The organism is Terrabacter carboxydivorans, from assembly GCF_039532035.1.
In the GTDB taxonomy this organism is placed as follows: domain Bacteria; phylum Actinomycetota; class Actinomycetes; order Actinomycetales; family Dermatophilaceae; genus Terrabacter; species Terrabacter carboxydivorans.
This window is the reverse complement of record NZ_BAAARE010000002.1, coordinates 299,490-316,470: the sequence shown is the minus strand read 5'-3', so window position 1 is coordinate 316,470 and position 16,981 is coordinate 299,490. Positions and strand designations below refer to the sequence as shown.

The following is a 16,981-nucleotide window of genomic DNA, read 5'->3' as shown; positions in this document are numbered from 1 at the left end:
TCAGTGGTCGGTCGGGACCTGGCCCGGGTCGTCCTGGTCGACGAAGGGCCGCACCTCGACGGGGAGACCGGTGGCCCCCGCGATCCGCTCGGCCCAGCCGAGGACGCGGTCGTAGTCGTCGGACCGCACGACGGAGAAGCCTCCGAGGTGTTCCTTCGCCTCGACGAAGGGGCCGTCGGTGAGCACGGCGTCGGCGACGGGGTCGCTCTTGCGGATCGTCGTCGCACTGGACTGGTCGCCGAGCCCGCCCGCGAACACCCAGCTGCCGGCGGCACGGATCTCGTCGTTGACGACCTCGAGGTCGGCCATGATGCGGCCGAGGTCGGCCTCTGCCGGCGGCGGCCCGTCGGGCGAGAACAGGGAGATGAGGTAGGTCTTCATGGTGGTCTCCTCCTGCCGGCGGTCACCGGCTGGTCGGGGGTGCACCGTCCGCGCACCCTTCACCGTCTACACGAACGCCGAGGCTCCGGATCGACATCGCGACGGACCGATCTGCGCGCTCATGCCCGGGGCCGCTGCTCGACGAGGCCGACGAGGTTGCCTTCGGAGTCGACGACGAAGGCCATCCACTCGTCGGCGCCGGCCGGCCCGAGGGTGTCGTCGTCGTGACCGAAGATGACGTGCGGCTCGCTGCGCACCTCGACACCGGCGGCGCGCAGCCGCTCCACGGTGGCGTCGAGGTCGTCGACACCGAGGTAGTGCAGGGCGCTCGGCGCCCCGCGGTCGAGCAGCAGCCGCACGCCGCCGACGTCGAAGAAGACGAGGCCCGGCGGGTCGTAGGTCGCGAGAGGCTCGGCGCCGAGCAGGTCACGGTAGAACGCGGTGGCCCGGCCGAGGTCCTCGGCGTGCTGGGCGATCTGGACGAGTCCCATGCCCCGACGGTAGACCCGTCGGGGCACCTCGTCGGCCGGGAGGCGTCAGTCCTTCGAGCTGCTGAAGGCGGCGTCGAAGGCCGCGTCGGGCTTGTCGAAGTTGAGGGCCCGGACGAACTCGAGGGCACCTGGCGCGCCGACGAGACGGTCCATGCCGGCGTCCTCCCACTCGATGCTGATCGGGCCGTCGTAGCCGATGGCGTTGAGGGTGCGGAAGCAGTCCTCCCACGGCACGTCGCCGTGGCCGGTCGAGACGAAGTCCCAGCCGCGACGCGGGTCGCCCCACGGCAGGTGCGAGCCGAGACGACCGTTGCGGCCGTTGCCGATCCGCTTGCGGGTGTCCTTGCAGTCGACGTGGTAGATCCGGTCCTTGAAGTCCCAGATGAATGCCGCGGGGTCGAGGTCCTGCCAGACCATGTGGCTCGGGTCCCAGTTGAGGCCGAAGGCCTCACGGTGGCCGATCGCCTCGAGCGTCGCGACGGTGCTCCAGTAGTCGTAGGCGATCTCGCTCGGGTGGACCTCGTGCGCGAACCGCACGACGAAGCTGTTGGCTCGCTTCGCTCGCGTGTCCGGCGCTCCGTTGCGTCCCGCCTTCCCTCCTTGGCTGGCTGGCAGCGCTCGCTTCGCTCGTCAGTCCAGGCGGGACGCGCGCCGAACTTGCTCTGCCACCACAATGGGTTCATGACCGATCACCGGCCCGTCGAGACCTGGCTCACCGACATGGACGGCGTCCTCGTGCACGAGGAGGACGCGATCCCCGGAGCCGCCGAGTTCATCACGGCGCTCGAGCAGTCGGGCAGATCCTTCCTCGTCCTGACCAACAACTCGATCTTCACGCCCCGCGACCTGCGTGCCCGCCTGCTCATGAGCGGCATCGACGTCCCGGAGCGGGCGATCTGGACCTCCGCGCTCGCCACGGCCCAGTTCCTGGCCGAGCAGCGCCCGGGCGGCTCGGCCTACGTCGTCGGCGAGGCCGGGCTGACCACGGCGATGCACGACGTCGGCTACGTCATGACCGACCGCGACCCCGACTACGTCGTGCTCGGCGAGACCCGCACCTACTCCTTCGAGGCGATCACCCGCGCGATCCGCCTCATCGAGAAGGGCGCCCGCTTCATCGCCACCAACCCCGACCCCAGCGGACCGAGCCCCGCCGGCACGCTGCCGGCCACCGGGTCGGTCGCGGCGCTGATCTCGACGGCGACGGGACGCCAGCCGTACTACATCGGCAAGCCCAACCCGCTGATGATGCGCAGCGCCCTCAACCGCCTCGACGCACACTCGGAGACGACGATCATGATCGGCGACCGCATGGACACCGACATCATCAGCGGTCTCGAGGCCGGCCTGCGCACCGTGCTCGTGCTCACCGGCTCAACGAGCCGCGCCCAGATCGAGCACTTCCCCTACCGCCCGAGCCGTATCGTGGACTCGGTCGCCGACCTCGTGCAGTTCGTCACCGACGAGGACCGGCCACAGCCCGAGCGCGGCTGAGCCGCAAGGCCGCTCGTCGTCCACTCCCGATGACGTATGCCGTCACGCCCGTCGGTGACGGTCGTGACGGCATACGCCCGGGTGGTGTCCTCAGGCGAGGTGGTGGGTCTCGGCGAGGGCGTAGACCGGGGTCGGGATGCCCTCGAGGCGGGCCTTGAGCTGCAGCGCGAGGCAGCGCGAGTAGTGGCGCGACTGGTGCAGGTTGCCGCCGTGGAACCACAGGTTGTCCTGGCGGGTCGGCTTCCACATGTTGCGCAGCTCCCCCTCCCAGGGCCCCGGGTCCTTCGTCGTCTCGGAGCCCAGTCCCCAGCACTTGCCGACGGCGTCGGCGACGTCCTGGCTGATGAGCTTGGCCGCCCAGCCGTTCATCGAGCCGTAGCCGGTGGCGTAGACGACGGCGTCGGCCTCGATCTCCGTGCCGTCGGTGAGGACGACGGAGTGCTCCGCCAGGTGGTCGACCTGCCCGCGTACCAGGCAGATCGCGCCCTTGGCGATGAGCTCGGATGCACCGATGTCGATGTAGTAGCCGGAGCCGCGCCGCAGGTACTTGAGGAAGAGCCCCGAGTCGTCGTCGCCGAAGTCGAGGTCGAAGCCGGCCGACTCGAGGGCTGCGTAGAAGTCCTTGTCCTGCTCGCGGATCGCGTCGAAGGCCGGTCGCTGGAAGTCGGCGAGGATCTTGTACGGAATGGAGGCGAAGACGAGATCGGCTGTGTCGTGGTCGATCCCGGCCGCGACGGCCTCCTCGGAGTAGAGCGGGCCGAGCACCTTGTCCATGAGGGAGTCGGACTTGACGATGTGGGTGCTCGACCGCTGGAGCATGATCGGCTCGGCGCCGTTCTGCCACAGGTCGGCACAGATGTCGTGGGCCGAGTTGTTCGAGCCGATGACGACGACCTTCTTGCCGGCGTAGCGCGCGCCGCCGGGGTGCTTGCTGCTGTGGTGCTGGTCGCCGGAGAAGACGTCCTGCCCGGGCAGGGTGGGCACGTTGGGGATCCCACTCATGCCGGTGGCGAGGACGAGCTGCGCCGGGTGGAGCACGACCGCGCGGCCCTCGCGCGTTGCGTGCACCGTCCAGGCGCCGGCCTCTGGGTCGAAGCTCGCCGACGTCGCCTCGGTGCTGCTCCAGTAGTCGAGCTCCATGACCTTCGTGTAGCTCTCGAGCCAGTCGCCCATCTTGTCCTTGGGGGTGAAGACGGGCCAGTGGTCGGGGAAGGGCAGGTAGGGCATGTGGTCGTACCAGACCGGGTCGTGCAGGCAGAGCGAGTGGTAGCGGCTGCGCCACTGGTCGCCGGGCCGGGGGTACCTGTCGATGACGAGCGTCGGCACGCCGAGCCGCCCCAGGCGGGCCGCGAGGCCGATGCCGCCCTGGCCGCCCCCGACGACGAGGACGTAGGGCTCGGCGTCGACGCCGTAGGACTCGACCTGCTGCTGCCGCTTGTCGAGCCAGTTCTCGGTCGAGACGTTGACGCCGTGCTCGGTGCCGCGGGGACGGCGCGCGCCGGAGGGCTCCGGGTGGTCCTTGAGCGCCTGCGCGCTCGTCAGCAGGGTCCAGGCCCTGCCGTCCCGGACGCGGACGAGCCCCTTGCCGGTGAAGGTGTCGTTGCCGAAGGTGAACCAGGCTTCGTGCACGCCGTCGGCCTCGGACTCGCTCGTCGGCTCGATGTCGGTCGGCCACGCGCCCGGCTCGACGCCGGTCAGCATGTCGCCGACCTGCTCGCGACCCTCGGCCGTGTGGAGGTTCCACGTCATGCTCGTCAGGTCGCGCCAGTAGCACTCGTCGCCGAAGAGACCGGTCACCCGGTCGACCTCGCCGGAGGCCAGCGCCTCGGAGAACCGTCCGAGCCACTCGCTCGCGGTCAGCTGCTCACCCATCGCCAACTCCTTTGTCCACGTGGTGGGGTTGGGCTGACGCTAGGTGTGGCGCGGTCGCGCGGACAGGGTTGCAGAACGTTGCACGCCGACCGAGGGCGTATGCCGGGTGCTCAGGTCGCGTCGGGGCGCACCGTCGCGCGCGCCGTGAGCCGGTAGGGCCGGCTCTCGACGAGGCCACCGAGGCGCTTGCGCAGGCGCGACATCTCGGCTCGGATCGTCACGGGGGTCGTCGCCCCCTCGAGGTGGGCCATGAGGGCAGCGGTGTCGAGCCCGGCCGGGTGCTGTGCCAGCAGGGCGACGATCTCGGCGTGGCGCTCGCTGAGGGCGATCTCGACGACGGAGCCGCCCGTCGTGACGAGGACCCTGGGACTCGGGTGCCGCACCACCTCGAGGGTGGCCTCTGCACTGGCCTCCTCGCGCAGCACCCAGCCGCCGCTGATCTGCTCGGCCCGGACCTGCCCCATCTCCGGCACCCACAGGGACCCCTCGCGCAGGCTGCTCGGCACCCAGACCCGCTCGCCGACGCCGTAGCCCTCGGCCCGGGCCACCCACCCGTGACGGTCGACGACGACGAAACGGCCCGTGCCGGCATACGACTCGCTCGTGCGGGCGACCCGGCGCAGGTCACGGTCGTGCTGGCCGGCGAGGGTGTCGACGGCCTCGCGCACGGCCATGGTCACGAGCATGAGGGTGTGCGGGTGGGCGGTGCGGAAGGCGCCGCTCAGCGTGACGACACCGAGTGGCGTGCGCGCCCGGCGGTCGAGGATCGGCGCACTCGTGCACACCCACGCGTGCTGGTCCTCGCGCGCGTGCTCGGGACCGAAGATCTGGACGGGGCGGCGCTCCTCCATCGCCGTGCCGAGCGAGTTCGTGCCGACGTCGCCCTCACGCCAGCGGGCGCCCTCGACGAAGCCGAGGCCGTCGCTGCGCCGCCGGATCGGCGACGGACCGAACATCCACAACGGGTAGCCCTCGTCGTCGCTGATGACGAGCTCGTTGCCCGCCTCGTGCGCGAGCGGCAGGAGGCGCTCCTTGAGGACCGGCACGACCGAGCCGAGCAGGCGCGAGCGCTCACGGCGGGCCAGCAGGGCCTGGTCGGAGATCGGGGTCGAGATCTTGTCGCCCTCGGGCGTCTGCCGCAGCCACGACCGGGCCACGACACCGCGGGCACCGGCCGGCACCTCGTGCGTGTGCGCCCACGTGCGGTGCAGGCGCAGCAGGTCCCGGGCCTTGGCGGCAGGGTCCTCGAAGGCGGTCAGTGCCGCCTCGAGACCGGGGACTGTGGACATGCGCACCTTCGCGACGGGTGGCCCCCCGACGAGGTCGTACGCGTGGGGTCACGGCTTCCCGTGATGGTGACACGCGGGCGGCGGCTTGGGTAGGCCCTGTCGAGGGGGTGGTCGGCCTGTCAGGTCGGCCGAGGTGTCAGGAGCGGCCCAGGAGCCGGCGCCACCACGAGCCCTGCGCCTCGAGCTCGGCAGCCCGGGCCGCAGCCCGCTCCTCGCGGGCACGTCGCTGCTCCTTCTCCACCTCGGCCCGCAGCGGCCGCCAGCGCTCGACCATCTCGTCGGCGTCGAGCGTCTTGGCGATGAGCGGCGGCAGGTTGCCGACGGCGGGCCGGCGCCGGTCGGCGAGGACGCGCTTGTTGTAGTCCTCGATGATCTCGCGCACCTGCGCCTCGGTGCGCACGTCGACGAGGGACTCGGGATAGCCCGCCGCCTCCTTGCGCAGGGCGAGGGCGCCCGGCAGCGCACCGCCCAGGTCGAGGTTCTCGCGCGCCGCGAAGCGCTTGACCCACCAGTCGGGGTCGCCCGAGTCGCTGAGGTCCAGGGGCTTGCCGGCGCCCGGCAGGTTGTCGAAGTCGCCACGCTCCTGCGCCTCGCGGATCTGCTTCTCCACGGCGCTCTCCCAGTACGGCTGGCCCGTCATGACGTTCACGCTAACCGATGTGGGACAAGACATTCCGGACCATCCCGGGCAACCCCGGCGACCTGGCGTCGTCGATGCCGCGAAAGAGCGCGATGCCTGCCCGGAAGGTGAGCGACATGTTCTAGGTTGTCCGCAGCAGCCCCGAGATGGGCTCGGGGACATCCATGGGGATCGGGGGATCCATGAATGGGTTTCGGGGGCCCACACTGTGCCCGGCCCGGCGACGGGTGAGGCGCCTCAGGGCTGCACGGGATCGCGGCGCCGTCACGGCCCTCGTCGCGATCCTCCTCTCGACGGGCGTCATCGTCGGCATGCTGGCGCTCGTCGTCGACGTCGGCTCGATGATGTGGGAGCGACGCCAGCTCCAGAACGGGGCCGACGCCGCGTCGCTCGCGCTGGCCCAGGACTGCGCGACCCGCCGCGACACGTGCGACCCCGCGACGCCAGGACTCAAGCAGCTGGCGAACGCCAACGCCGCCGACGGGTTCGGCGGCATCCAGCGCGTCTGCGCGGTGGGCACCTTCGTCGGCGGTGACAGGTTCACCGGGTGCACGGCCACGACCGGTGCGCTCACCGACTGCCTCCCTGCCCCGGCCGCCGCGGGGCCGTACGTCGAGGTCCGGACCCGCACCTCGACCAACTCCGCCGACACCGGCACCGTGCTGAAGCCCTTCTTCGCCCAGGTGCTGGGCTGGAACGGCGCGACGGTCTCGGCCTGCTCGCGGGTCGGCTGGTCCGGCGCACACCCGAGCACGGTCCTGCCCGTGGTCCAGTCCCAGTGCGCCTAGGACGACGCGACCACGGACGGGAAGGACTTCCCCGCCGCACCGCCGTACTCGTTGGACGGCTCCGGCGTGCCGGCGACCTCTCCGCTGCCGCGGGTGCCGGTCGCCGCGAAGTACGTCAGCATGGTGCTGCTCCAGACCAAGAACGAGAAGGTCGACGGCACCAAGAAGTGCGGCTCCAGCGGTCCGGGTCAGTACTCCCCCGGCAACTTCGGCTGGCTCGACTCGACCGGCAAGAAGACCTGCTCCGTCGACCTGCTCAGCGACAAGGGCACCATCACGGCGACGGGCAAGCCGGGCACGAGCGTGCCCAGCGGGTGCGGCGCCGTCCTCAGGGCGAGCGTCGGCACGATCGTCTACATCCCGATCTTCACGAGCGTCGACGGCCGAGGGAGCAACACCGAGTACACGATCGACGGAGTGTCGGCGTTCTACCTCGCCGGCTTCCACGTCACGGGCAACTCCGACACCGACGGCTTCACGCCGACCGACCCGACCGGCAGCTCGACCCAGTCGTGCGGGAGCGAGAAGAACTGCCTGTGGGGGTGGTTCGTGTCGCCGGTCATCCCGGTCGACGCCGTGCCCAACACGGGCACGGACCGCGGTCCGCAGCGCCTGTCGATGATCGGCTGAGACCGACCCTCAGCCGGTGGGGGCGTCGGCCCGGCGCAGGACGGCGCCGGTCTCGCGGTCACCGAGCTCGAGCCGGTCGCCCTGGATAACCAGCGTCCGCGGCTCGGCGAGCACGGCGAGCAGGCGCTGCTCCCGCTCCATGGCCTCGGGAGGCCCCGCCATTCGGGTCGTCGCCACATCCAGGACCACGAGCGTCCCGTCGGCCAGCTCGTAGCGGCCCATGAGGCGGTTGACGCCGGTGCTGCCGGAGACCCGACCGTCGTCACCGAAGGACAGCTGTGGCTGCGGCGGGGCGACGGCCTCGCCACCGAGCTCCTCGACCACCCACGACGTGCCTGCGACCCCGTTGTCCGCCATGCCCCCACGTTATCCGGGTGCGGCCCGGGCCGGGCAGACGTGGGAGAATCGTTGTCAGCGAAACGTGCTGCGCTGCAAGCGATTTGGTGTGCACATCTCTGGATCTCACATTCGAACAAGTGTACGATAGGGGTATGAGCCAGAGCGCAGACCGGATCGAGCAGGACTGGGACCTCGTCGCGTCCCTGGCCGCCGATCTGCACGATGCGCATGCCCGGCTCGTGGACTTCGTCGCAGCCGTTCTCGCCGACGGTTCGTGGCAGGCGGCCGGCCTGCGGTCACCGGAGCACTGGCTGATGCTGCGCGCCGGACTGTCGCGGGCCCAGGCCGCCGCGGTGATCCTGGTGGGCCGTCGTGCCGAGGAGCTCCCGGCCACGGCCGCCGCACTGCGGGAGGGCCGCATCAGCCTGGATCAGGCCGCCGTCGTGGCCCGGCACACTCCGGCCGAGTTCGACGCGACCGTCGCCGAGTTCGCCGAGCACGCCACCGTGACCCAGCTCCAGCGCTCGGTCAGCCGATACGACTTCACCCTCCAGCCCGACAGCGTGGACGAGAAGGGCGACGTCCTGCCCGGCGAAGTCCTTCCCGACGAGCAGGACGGCGACGTGAAAAGCCGGCAGACGGAGCCGGTCCAGCCCGCCCACCTGAGCATGGGCCTCGACGCCGACGGCAGGTTCCGGTTGCGCTACGACGCACCGGCCGAGGTCGGCGCTCTCGTCGAGGCCGCCCTCGCCGAGGCCAAGGACCACCTCTTCCACGCCCTCCACCCCGAGGGCGACGGTGTGACCGACGCGCCGAAGCAGGAGATGGACGGCGACGTCGGCCACCCCGACCGGTGCGCCGCCGACGGTGGGCGCCCGCTGGTCACCTGGGCGGACGCCCTGCTCCTGATGGCCAACCGCTCCCTCGCTGCGGCCGGCGCGAGCGAGTCCGGTGGCGGCGAGCGGAGGACGCGCTACCGGGTGCAGGTCCACCTCGACACCGACGGCGCCTGGCTGACCGGCCGACCCCGCCTGCCCCAGCACATCGCCGACCAGCTGACGTGCGACGGGACCCTCACCCCCGTCTGGGAGACCGAGGGACACCCGGTCAACGTCGGCCGCGCCCAGCGCGTGGTCCCGCACCGCTCGCGTGTCCTCATCCTCGACCGGGACCGCGGCTGCCGGTTCCCCGGCTGCGCCTCCGCGCGACATCTCGAGGTGCACCACCTGGTCCACTGGCGTGACGGTGGACCCACCGACGACACCAACCTGCTGGCCCTGTGCACCTTCCACCACGACGGGCACCACCGCGGCGAGTTCACCATCGCCGGCGACCCCGCCCGCCCCGACGGCCTCGACTTCCACACCGACACCGGACTGCTCATCGGCCCACCACGACGACCACCACGTCTGGCCCTGGCCGACGAGCCGGACCAGACCCGACCACCAGACCGTCGCAGACCACGATCCCGGCTCGGCCGGCAGTACCCCGCCCCTTCCGGCGCACCACTGCACCTGCACCTCGTCGACTTCACCCCCACCTGACGGCCCCCGGGGGTCATACTCCACGGGTGACAGGGGGAGCATCGAGTCGCGCCGTGCGCGAGATGACACCCGCGGACGTCCCGGCCGTCATCGAGGTGCAGGAGCCAGGGGCGGTCCGTGCGCTGGCCGGCGTCTTCGCCCAGGACCAGCACCCGTTCCCTCGGGAGGCCATCGCCGCCCGCTGGCTCCGCGAGATCGACCTGCCGGGGACCGACTGCTTCGTCGTGATGCACGAGGACGTCGTCGCCGGGTTCGTCGCCACCCGCGGGGACGAGCTCCTGCACTTCGGCATCGCCGTCGGGCACTGGGGCACGGGTCTGGCCACGTTCGCGCACTACGCCGTCCTCGGCCTCCTGCGCGAGCACGGCGTCGCTCGGGCACGACTCCGGGTCTTCACCGGCAACGGGCGTGCCCGGCGCTTCTACGAGAAGCACGCATGGCGCCCGACAGGGGAACGCAGCCGCAGCTCGTTCGCTCCCCACCCTGAGCTCCTCGGTTACGACCTTCCCCTCTGACCGCTCGCAGAGGTCCGGTGCAGGGCGTGGGTCGAGTACGAATACGGACGCGCACCACCGTGGATCGCCGCGATGATGACGGGCATGGGCGCGACGGAGGCGGTGCAGGGTCGATGGGGACTCAGCCTGCCGTGGTGGTCCCTGGCCATCAGCGCGCTGACGACGGTCGGTCTGGCCTTCCTGGCCTACGAGCTGCTCGTCCTGCACGCCCTCGTCTACGGCTTCACCCGCGTGCTCGGCCTCGCAGCGGTGGAGGAGCCGGACGTCGGGCGCTACGAGCTGGCGCTGGCCCTCGGCATCGTCCTCAACGTGCTGGGTGCGGTCGGGCTGTCGCGACTGGCGTTGCGTACCCGCGCCGCCGCGTGGCCGCCGGTGCTGGCTGCCCTGCCGATCGCCGTGGTCACCGGTGTCGTCGCCACGGCGGGGATGTGCGCCGTCCTGGGCTTCGACCCGCTGCTGCTCCTGTGACGCGCGGACCCGGCCGAGTCAGCCCTCAGACGCCTCGGGGTCGGACGACGTGGCGGACGCGTCTCTCGCTGCCGCGCGCCGGTCCCGCCGGGCGCGGACGACCGCGATGACGAGGCACGCCACCATGCCGAGCAGGAAGAGGGGCAGCGCCGCGAGATAGCCGAGGAAGAGCACGGCGTCGGCGGGCGTCGGTGTGCAGCCGAAGCCGAGGCCGGCGCACTGGCCCGAGGCGTTGTAGCTCGGCAGGACCAGGTGAAGCACGAGGACGAGCACGGCCGGGACGAACCAGAGCAGGCCGAGGGCGACGATGTACGGCCTGACGCTGCGTGGCTCCACACCCCCACCTTCGCCCATGACCCGCGGTAGCGCATCGGCGCCCCCACCCGGGACGGGCCGCTGCTCGAGCGGGACCAGGGTGACGGCGGCCGCGGGCGGAGGTCAGAGCTCCTTGCGGAGGTGCACGTCGGCCGCAGCGGGCGTCGGCACGCCCTCCCAGCGGAAGATCTCGCGATAGCCCTGCTTCTCGTAGAAGCCCGGCGCCTGGAAGGTGAACGACGTGACAAAGACGTGCGTGCAGCCGCGGTCCCGGGCCTCGGTCTCGAAGTCCGCGAGCAGACGCTCGCCCAGCCCCGTCCCCCGGGCGTCCTCACGGACCCACGTCATGCCGATGCCGGCCGCGACGCCCCACGTCCACCCGCTGACCCCCGCCGCCAGCTCGCCGGACTCGTCGACGACCCGGACGGTCAGCTCGCGCGCCGCGGGGGTGCCCGCGGTCGCTGCGGCGTTCACTGCGTCCAGCTCGTCGGACAGCCGCTGGTCGAGAGCCGCGTCAGCCTCGCCGACGACCGAACGGAAGTTCGTCATGTCTGTCACGAGCGGTGATCTTGCCACGGGCACGCTCAGAGCCGCCCGATGACCTCGTCGAGCATCGCCTCGGTGAGCTTGCCGGTGAACGTGTTCTGCTGGCTCACGTGGTAGCTGCCGACGAGGCGCACCGGGTGGCCGGCCGAAGTCCGCAGCACGGTCTCGGCGCCGTGGCCGAACTTCGGCTTCGGCCGGGGCACGAGCCAGCCGCGTCGCCGCGCTGCCCCCAGTGCCGCGTCCCACGCGATGGAGCCGAGCGCGAGCATCGAGCGCAGCCGCGGCTCCGACAGTTCGAGGTCGCGGTCGAGCCAGGGCGCGCAGGTCTCCTTCTCCTCCGTCGTGGGTTTGTTGGCCGGCGGGGCGCACCGGACGGTCGCGACGATGCGCAGTCCCGTCAGCACGAGGCCGTCGCCCGACGCGACCGACGTCGGCTGGCTCGCATAGCCCGCACGGTGGAGCGCGGCGTAGAGCCAGTCACCCGAGCGGTCGCCGGTGAACATGCGCCCGGTCCGGTTGGTGCCGTTGGCCGCCGGGGCCAGACCGACGACGAGCACCTCGGCGTCGGGGTCGCCGAACGAGGGTCCCGGACGCCCCCAGTAGGGCTGGTCGGCGAACGCTGCGCGGCGGCCCTCCGTCGCCACCGACTCGCGCCACCCGACGAGCCGCGGGCACGCGCGGCACACGCTGATGCGGGCATCGAGCTCGGGTATGCCGTCCGCCCTCTTCGCGAGCCGGCGCACCTGCGCGGCGGTGGCCGCCACCGGCGTCTCGCTCGTCGCCGGGTCGCCGGGCCACCCGGTGCCGGGCGGGACCGGCGACAGGAAGAGGCCGCCCGTCACGGGGTGCTGGGCCGGGTTGGGCATGGCGGCAGCGCACATGACCCCACGCTAGGCCGGGACCACGGCAGACGGCATACGCACCCGTCGGTGTCGTGAGACCGTGCTGGGAGGGCGACGCTGAACCGGAAGGGCCGCGCAGGCGTCTTCGGACTGGAAGCACCAGTGAGGAGGTGGCGGCGGGATGCCGCTCGACGACGAGGCGGTTGCGGAGATCTACCGCGAGCACGGGCCGATGCTGCGGCGGGTCGTGTGGCGCGCCACGAGCGACGCGAACCGGGTCGAGGACATCGTCCAGGAGGTCATCCTCCGCGTCTGGAAGCAGGCGCCCGAGGCCGAGAACCTGCGCGCCTACCTCATCACCACCGCCCGTCACCTCATCGTCGACCAGTACCGCGCCGCCGGGCGCCGGCCCCAGCAGGCCCAGCTCGTCGAGGTCGCCGAGCAGGACTCCGCCCTCGACCGCGCCCTCGACCAGGTGCTCGTCGAGGAGGCCCTCGGCCGACTCCAGACCAACCACCGTGAGATCGTGCGCTGCCTCTACTACGAACGCCTGACCGTCGCCGAGACCTCCGTGCGGGTCGGGGTGCCCGAGGGCACCGTGAAGTCCCGCGCCTACTACGCCGTGCGCAACCTGCGCGTCATCCTCGACGAGATGGGAGTGACCCGATGAACCCCGGATCGGACGACCTGCACGTGCTGCTCGGCGCGTACGTGCTCGGTGGCCTGTCCGACGAGGACCACCGTGCGTACAGCGAGCACCTGCGCACCTGCGTCCCGTGCCAGACCGAGCTCGGCCAGGTGTCGGGCCTGTCACGCCTGCTCGACCTGGCCGGTCCCGAGGGTGGTCCCCACCTGGCGGACGGCCCCGGCGCGGTGCCGGCCCCACTCCTGACCGAGCCCGACGACGAGCGCGTCACGTCGCTGCTCGCCGAGGTGTCCCGCCGCCGACGCCGTCGGCGTACCTGGCTCACCGGGCTCGCGGCAGCTGCCGCGGCCGCGTTCTTCGTCGGTGGCGCGTGGCTGGGGCCCCGGTGGACGGCGACGGCTCCCCCGACGGCCGGACCCACGGCCACGTCCACGCTGCCGACGACGCACGTCGAGGCGGCGGCGGTCCCGGGCAGCTCGGTGCGCGTCGACATCGCGCTCGTGACACGCGGCTGGGGCACGCAGCTCGACATCGACTGCGAGGACATGCCCAAGGAGGGCGAGCTCGCCCTGTGGGTCATCGACGCGAAGGGCAAGGCGACGACCGCCGCGTCGTGGCGCGCGACGCCCGCCGGCTACTCCCGGGTCACGGGTGCGACTGCACTGCGCCCCAACGAGATCCGCACGCTCGAGGTGCGTACCGGCACGGGGAAGGTGCTCGCCTCGGCCACGACGTGAGACGTCGCCGGGCACCCTTTCCCGTCAGAGTCCGGTGGGCAGCTGGGTCCGCGGCGGGGTGACGCTCACCCGGCGCCCCTCGAAGGTGACCTCGCTGAGCCACATGGTGCGACCGGGCACCTCGGAGCCGATCGAGTCGGGCGCCCAGGCGTGGTAGACCATGAGCACCCGGCCGTCCCTGGTCTGCAGGAGCGCGCAGTGCCCCGGACCGGCGGCGACGTCGGTGCTCGTCAGCACGGGCTCCGGGTCCTTGGTGAACGGGCCGGTCGGCGAGGAGGCCGTCGCGTGGCCCACGGCGTACTTGTCGCTGCCGTAGTCGTTGGCGGAGTAGAAGAGGTGGTAGACGCCGTCGCGCTCCCACACGAAGGGCGCCTCGACGAGCTGCCCCTCCCACGGGAGGTCCTGTCGGATCAGGCGTTTCGGCTCGCCCTCGAGCCTGAGCCCGTCGGCCGAGAGGCGCTGGACCGAGATCCAGGTGTCCTTGCCGACCGCGTTGCCGTCGTTCTTCCAGTAGAGGTATGCCGTGCCGTCCGACGCGACGAAGGGTGACGCGTCGATCGAGCCGCCCTGGTCCGACTCGCAGACAAGGGGCTTGCTGCTCGTGTCGCGATAGGGGCCCTTCGGGTCGTCGGCGACGGCGAGGCCGATGCACTGGATGGCGGGGTCGGGCGCCATCGTCGTGTAGTACAGGACCCACCGGTCGCCGAAGCGGTGCGCCTCGGGCGCCCAGACCTTGCCGGGTGTGCTCCATGAGGCGACCTTCGGCAGGGCGTCGCTCCCCTGGGTCCACGTGGCGAGGTCGTCACTGACGAGCGTCTGGACGTTCATGCCGTTGCCGTTGGTGGCGATCGCGACCCACGTCTTGCCGTCGGGCAGGATCTGCGGGTCGGGGAAGTTGCTCGGCCACACCGGGTTGGTCGCGGCTGCGCTGGGCGCGGCGGCGCCGGCCTGCGAGCCGGGCTGCGGGGCGGACTGCGGGGCGGAGGCGGTCACGGGATCTCCAGGGGTGGTGGCCCCGCTCCCGCAGCCGGCGAGGAGCACGGCTGCGAGAGCGAGGATGAGGACGGGACGGGTGCGGCTCATCCTGCCGCCGGGTCGGCCGGCCAGGTGGAGGCGTAGAACCGCAGGTGGTCGACCTCGGCGGTGACGGCGGGGCTGGCGCCACCATGGGCGACGAGCCCGATGCGCGGGTCGGTGCCGGCACGGAAGGTCCACGTCGCGCCCCACGTCCAGTGCACGCCGTCGCGGCTCGTGCCGGCCCGGTAGAGGTGCTCGCCGGCGGCGTTGCGGTGGTGGGCGAGCCGCAGCCACAGCGTCGGCGCCGAGGTGCCGATGATGGCGCCGCCGTAGCTCGTGGGGCCCCCGGGGTCGGCCGGGTCGGCTGCGGTCTCACGCCCGAACTCGGTCTGGCGGGTGTTCCAGATCGCGACGTTGGACAGCCGGGCGAAGTCGTCGTCGTTCTCGTAGGCGACGAGCCCGACCTGCTGGTAGTTGCGCACGGTGTCGACGCCGAGGTCGAGGGTCGTCTTCGCCTCGGCGATCCAGTCGCCGTCGCCGGGGGTGTCGTGCAGCAGCACGCTCGCGTCGTTGCCGCCTCCGACGAGGTCGGTGCCCTCGACGGGCCACCGCAGGCTGCCGCCCGAGACGGTGACGGCCGGGTTGCGCCGCACCCAGTTGAAGCCGGCGAGGCTCGGGTCGCTGAACTCTTCGGACTCGAGCAGGGCGCCGGCCACCGGGACGGGTGCCAGCGCGGCCGCGTCCGCGGCTGCCGGGTTGACCACGACGTTGTCGACGACGGCGCGGCTGCTGCTGAGGCGCACGGGGGCAGCGGCCGGCCTGGCGTCTCCGGGCACCGTCGCCCGGGCGACGACGTCGCCGAGGTCGCTCTCGGTGACCTCGGCGGTGAGGCCGTCGGCCGTGGCCTCGACCGTCAGCGTGCGCAACGCACCGGCGGGCAGGGCCGGCAGTGTGGTCGTCGACGAGCGGACGGTGCCGTCGCGCTCGACCTGGGCCGTGAGGCGCGAGCCCTTGGGGTCGAGCGTGACCTTGACCGCCTGGTCGCGGCCGAGCAGCACCCGGAGCGGCTCGGTGCCGCGGTGGTCGAGGCGCACGTGGATCGGGCCGGCCGGGGCGGAGGCGGTCGTCGAGGCGGTGCCGTGCACGAGCGCCGTGTCGCCCGTAACGGGGTCGGCGGGTCCGGCGGCCAGGCCCTTGAAGCCGCTCGCCGACGGGTCGGTCGGCGTGATGCCGAGCCCGGACGCGAGGGTCGGGGCCGGCTGCGGGGTGTCCGAGGGGCCGGCACCGGCGCGGGTGCGCGGCCAGCCGTCGACCCAGTCGAGGCGGTCGAGCAGCATGGGCCGCCGGTTGATGCCGAAGGGCGTCGTCAGCCACGGGTGGTTCCGGTCGATCGCGTGGTAGGCGATGAAGTCGCGCCCCTCGGCGTCCGTCACCACAGCGTGGTGCCCGGCGCCGACGAAGCGGTTGCCGTTCTGCGTGAGGACCGTCGTGCCACCCACGCGGGATGTCAGCAGCGGCGTGCCCTCGGCGTCGACGAACGGGCCCAGCGGTGAGCGCGACCGTCCGGCGAAGACGGAGTAGCCCGTGGTCGGTCCGGCGCAGCAGTTCGCCGCGGATCCCATGAGGTAGTAGTAGTCGCCGTGGCGCACCACGTAGGAGCCCTCGTAGCGGTTGTCGATCGCGACCTGCGTCGCCGTGCCCACCGGAGTGAGCCCGTCCGCCGACATCTTCGTCGCCCACAGGCCGCCGAAGTAGCTGCCGTAGTAGAGGTATCGCTGGCCGTCGACGTCGGTGAAGCCCGCCGGGTCGAAGGTCCAGAGGAACCCGCCACCCGACGCCGGCCGGGGTGGGACGGCCGGCGCGGGGGCGGGAGTCCAGGGACCCGAGGGGGTCGGCGCCGTCGCGGCACCGATCGCCGAGTCGTCGCCGGGGTTGAGCGTCGTGTCGGTCACCGTGAAGTAGAGGACGTATCGCCCTGCGACGTAACGGATGTCGGGCGCCCACAGGCCCGCGGTCGGGGTGGCCCACGCGGGCCGGTTGGCCGCCGTGAACACCGTGCCGAGGTACTCCCAGCTCGACCAGTCCTTCGTTCGCGCCATGTGCATCGCACCGGGAGGGTCGCCGGCCTTGAGCGGGTCGGAGGTCGCGTAGGCGTACCACCAGCCGTCGCGCCCACGGATCACCGACGGGTCGGCGAAGGTGTCCGAGAACGAGTCCGAGACGGCGTTGTCGTATGCCGTGTGGCCGGGCCCCGAGACCACGGCACCGGCCGCGGGGCCTGAGGCTGGGACGGCGGCGGACGGCATACGCGACCCGAAGGCCGGGGCTGCGGCCGTCAGGCCGACGGCGGCGAGAACCGCCGCGAGACAAGCGGTTCCGCGCGTGAGCGCGCGGGCCCGCGGTGAGGCGGATGGACGCATGGTGGAC

The 16,981-nt window shown here is 72.3% G+C and carries 21 protein-coding genes; 8 read left to right on the top strand and 13 right to left on the bottom strand.

Going from position 1 to position 16,981, the window contains the following annotated elements; genetic code table 11:
* From ABD297_RS03440 to ABD297_RS03430, 3 genes are all read right to left on the bottom strand, one after another.
* Complete coding sequence (locus ABD297_RS03440) at positions 1 to 381, bottom strand: YciI family protein (RefSeq protein WP_344252971.1); 381 nt, start codon at positions 379 to 381, stop codon at positions 1 to 3.
* Positions 382 to 500: 119 nt separating this feature from the next.
* Complete coding sequence (locus ABD297_RS03435; protein WP_344252970.1) at positions 501 to 872, bottom strand: VOC family protein; 372 nt, start codon at positions 870 to 872, stop codon at positions 501 to 503.
* Between the two features lie 45 nt (positions 873 to 917).
* Entirely contained in the window at positions 918 to 1,487 is a 570-nt protein-coding gene (locus ABD297_RS03430) for a sugar phosphate isomerase/epimerase family protein (protein ID WP_344253118.1), read from the bottom strand.
* A 66-nt stretch (positions 1,488 to 1,553) separates the two neighbouring features.
* Between ABD297_RS03430 and ABD297_RS03425 the strand changes: the two genes are divergently transcribed.
* A complete protein-coding gene (locus tag ABD297_RS03425) occupies positions 1,554 to 2,366 on the top strand; it encodes an HAD-IIA family hydrolase (RefSeq protein WP_344252968.1) in 813 nt (270 codons plus the stop codon).
* A gap of 90 nt (positions 2,367 to 2,456) precedes the next feature.
* On the opposite strand, the gene ABD297_RS03420 is transcribed toward ABD297_RS03425, so the two are convergent.
* From ABD297_RS03420 to ABD297_RS03410, 3 genes are all read right to left on the bottom strand, one after another.
* Positions 2,457 to 4,238 (bottom strand): NAD(P)/FAD-dependent oxidoreductase, encoded by a 1,782-nt coding sequence (locus ABD297_RS03420; protein ID WP_344252967.1) that lies wholly within the window; start codon positions 4,236 to 4,238, stop codon positions 2,457 to 2,459.
* Positions 4,239 to 4,348: 110 nt separating this feature from the next.
* Complete coding sequence (locus tag ABD297_RS03415) at positions 4,349 to 5,527, bottom strand: helix-turn-helix domain-containing protein (protein WP_344252965.1); 1,179 nt, start codon at positions 5,525 to 5,527, stop codon at positions 4,349 to 4,351.
* A 136-nt stretch (positions 5,528 to 5,663) separates the two neighbouring features.
* On the bottom strand, positions 5,664 to 6,167 hold the full coding sequence (locus tag ABD297_RS03410) for a DnaJ family domain-containing protein (protein WP_344252964.1): 504 nt from the start codon (positions 6,165 to 6,167) through the stop codon (positions 5,664 to 5,666).
* A 227-nt stretch (positions 6,168 to 6,394) separates the two neighbouring features.
* Between ABD297_RS03410 and ABD297_RS03405 the strand changes: the two genes are divergently transcribed.
* Positions 6,395 to 6,955: a TadE/TadG family type IV pilus assembly protein gene (locus ABD297_RS03405; RefSeq protein ID WP_344252962.1), complete on the top strand. Its 561-nt coding sequence runs from the start codon at positions 6,395 to 6,397 to the stop codon at positions 6,953 to 6,955.
* Here the strand turns inward: ABD297_RS03405 and ABD297_RS03400 are convergent.
* A complete protein-coding gene (locus ABD297_RS03400; protein ID WP_344252960.1) occupies positions 6,952 to 7,077 on the bottom strand; it encodes a hypothetical protein in 126 nt (41 codons plus the stop codon). The genes ABD297_RS03405 and ABD297_RS03400 overlap by 4 nt on opposite strands.
* On the opposite strand from ABD297_RS03400, the gene ABD297_RS03395 reads away from it, so the two are divergent.
* Positions 7,076 to 7,585 (top strand): hypothetical protein, encoded by a 510-nt coding sequence (locus tag ABD297_RS03395; RefSeq protein WP_344252958.1) that lies wholly within the window; start codon positions 7,076 to 7,078, stop codon positions 7,583 to 7,585. The two genes, ABD297_RS03400 and ABD297_RS03395, sit on opposite strands and share 2 nt — an antisense overlap.
* A gap of 9 nt (positions 7,586 to 7,594) precedes the next feature.
* Here the strand turns inward: ABD297_RS03395 and ABD297_RS03390 are convergent, their stop codons facing one another.
* The gene (locus ABD297_RS03390; RefSeq protein ID WP_344252956.1) at positions 7,595 to 7,942 is read right to left on the bottom strand and encodes an META domain-containing protein; all 348 of its coding nucleotides are present in this window, start codon (positions 7,940 to 7,942) and stop codon (positions 7,595 to 7,597) included.
* A gap of 134 nt (positions 7,943 to 8,076) precedes the next feature.
* Here ABD297_RS03390 and ABD297_RS03385 point away from each other — a divergent pair, with 134 nt between their 5' ends.
* The 3 genes from ABD297_RS03385 to ABD297_RS03375 all read left to right on the top strand — a co-directional run bounded on the left by ABD297_RS03385 (position 8,077) and on the right by ABD297_RS03375 (position 10,451).
* Positions 8,077 to 9,468 carry an HNH endonuclease signature motif containing protein gene (locus tag ABD297_RS03385; protein WP_344252954.1) on the top strand — a complete coding sequence of 464 codons (1,392 nt, stop codon included), beginning with the start codon at positions 8,077 to 8,079 and terminating at the stop codon, positions 9,466 to 9,468.
* 62 nt (positions 9,469 to 9,530) lie between these two features.
* Entirely contained in the window at positions 9,531 to 9,983 is a 453-nt protein-coding gene (locus ABD297_RS03380) for a GNAT family N-acetyltransferase (RefSeq protein WP_344253116.1), read from the top strand.
* 84 nt (positions 9,984 to 10,067) lie between these two features.
* Entirely contained in the window at positions 10,068 to 10,451 is a 384-nt protein-coding gene (locus ABD297_RS03375; RefSeq protein WP_344252953.1) for a hypothetical protein, read from the top strand.
* A gap of 18 nt (positions 10,452 to 10,469) precedes the next feature.
* On the opposite strand, the gene ABD297_RS03370 is transcribed toward ABD297_RS03375, so the two are convergent.
* The 3 genes from ABD297_RS03370 to ABD297_RS03360 all read right to left on the bottom strand — a co-directional run bounded on the left by ABD297_RS03370 (position 10,470) and on the right by ABD297_RS03360 (position 12,193).
* Entirely contained in the window at positions 10,470 to 10,787 is a 318-nt protein-coding gene (locus tag ABD297_RS03370; protein WP_344252950.1) for a hypothetical protein, read from the bottom strand.
* 102 nt (positions 10,788 to 10,889) lie between these two features.
* On the bottom strand, positions 10,890 to 11,315 hold the full coding sequence (locus ABD297_RS03365; RefSeq protein WP_344253115.1) for a GNAT family N-acetyltransferase: 426 nt from the start codon (positions 11,313 to 11,315) through the stop codon (positions 10,890 to 10,892).
* 35 nt (positions 11,316 to 11,350) lie between these two features.
* A complete protein-coding gene (locus ABD297_RS03360; protein WP_344252949.1) occupies positions 11,351 to 12,193 on the bottom strand; it encodes a uracil-DNA glycosylase in 843 nt (280 codons plus the stop codon).
* A gap of 142 nt (positions 12,194 to 12,335) precedes the next feature.
* On the opposite strand from ABD297_RS03360, the gene ABD297_RS03355 reads away from it, so the two are divergent.
* Positions 12,336 to 12,824 carry a sigma-70 family RNA polymerase sigma factor gene (locus tag ABD297_RS03355; RefSeq protein WP_344252948.1) on the top strand — a complete coding sequence of 163 codons (489 nt, stop codon included), beginning with the start codon at positions 12,336 to 12,338 and terminating at the stop codon, positions 12,822 to 12,824.
* Complete coding sequence (locus ABD297_RS03350) at positions 12,821 to 13,537, top strand: zf-HC2 domain-containing protein (protein WP_344252945.1); 717 nt, start codon at positions 12,821 to 12,823, stop codon at positions 13,535 to 13,537. The genes ABD297_RS03355 and ABD297_RS03350 overlap by 4 nt, the downstream gene beginning before the upstream one ends.
* Before the next feature lie 24 nt (positions 13,538 to 13,561).
* Here ABD297_RS03350 and ABD297_RS03345 read toward each other — a convergent pair whose 3' ends face one another.
* Both ABD297_RS03345 and ABD297_RS03340 read right to left on the bottom strand, forming a co-directional pair.
* Positions 13,562 to 14,620: a glycoside hydrolase family 43 protein gene (locus ABD297_RS03345; protein ID WP_344252943.1), complete on the bottom strand. Its 1,059-nt coding sequence runs from the start codon at positions 14,618 to 14,620 to the stop codon at positions 13,562 to 13,564.
* The gene (locus ABD297_RS03340) at positions 14,617 to 16,974 is read right to left on the bottom strand and encodes a family 43 glycosylhydrolase (protein ID WP_344252941.1); all 2,358 of its coding nucleotides are present in this window, start codon (positions 16,972 to 16,974) and stop codon (positions 14,617 to 14,619) included. The genes ABD297_RS03345 and ABD297_RS03340 overlap by 4 nt, the downstream gene beginning before the upstream one ends.
* Between the last annotated feature and the right edge of the window lie 7 nt (positions 16,975 to 16,981).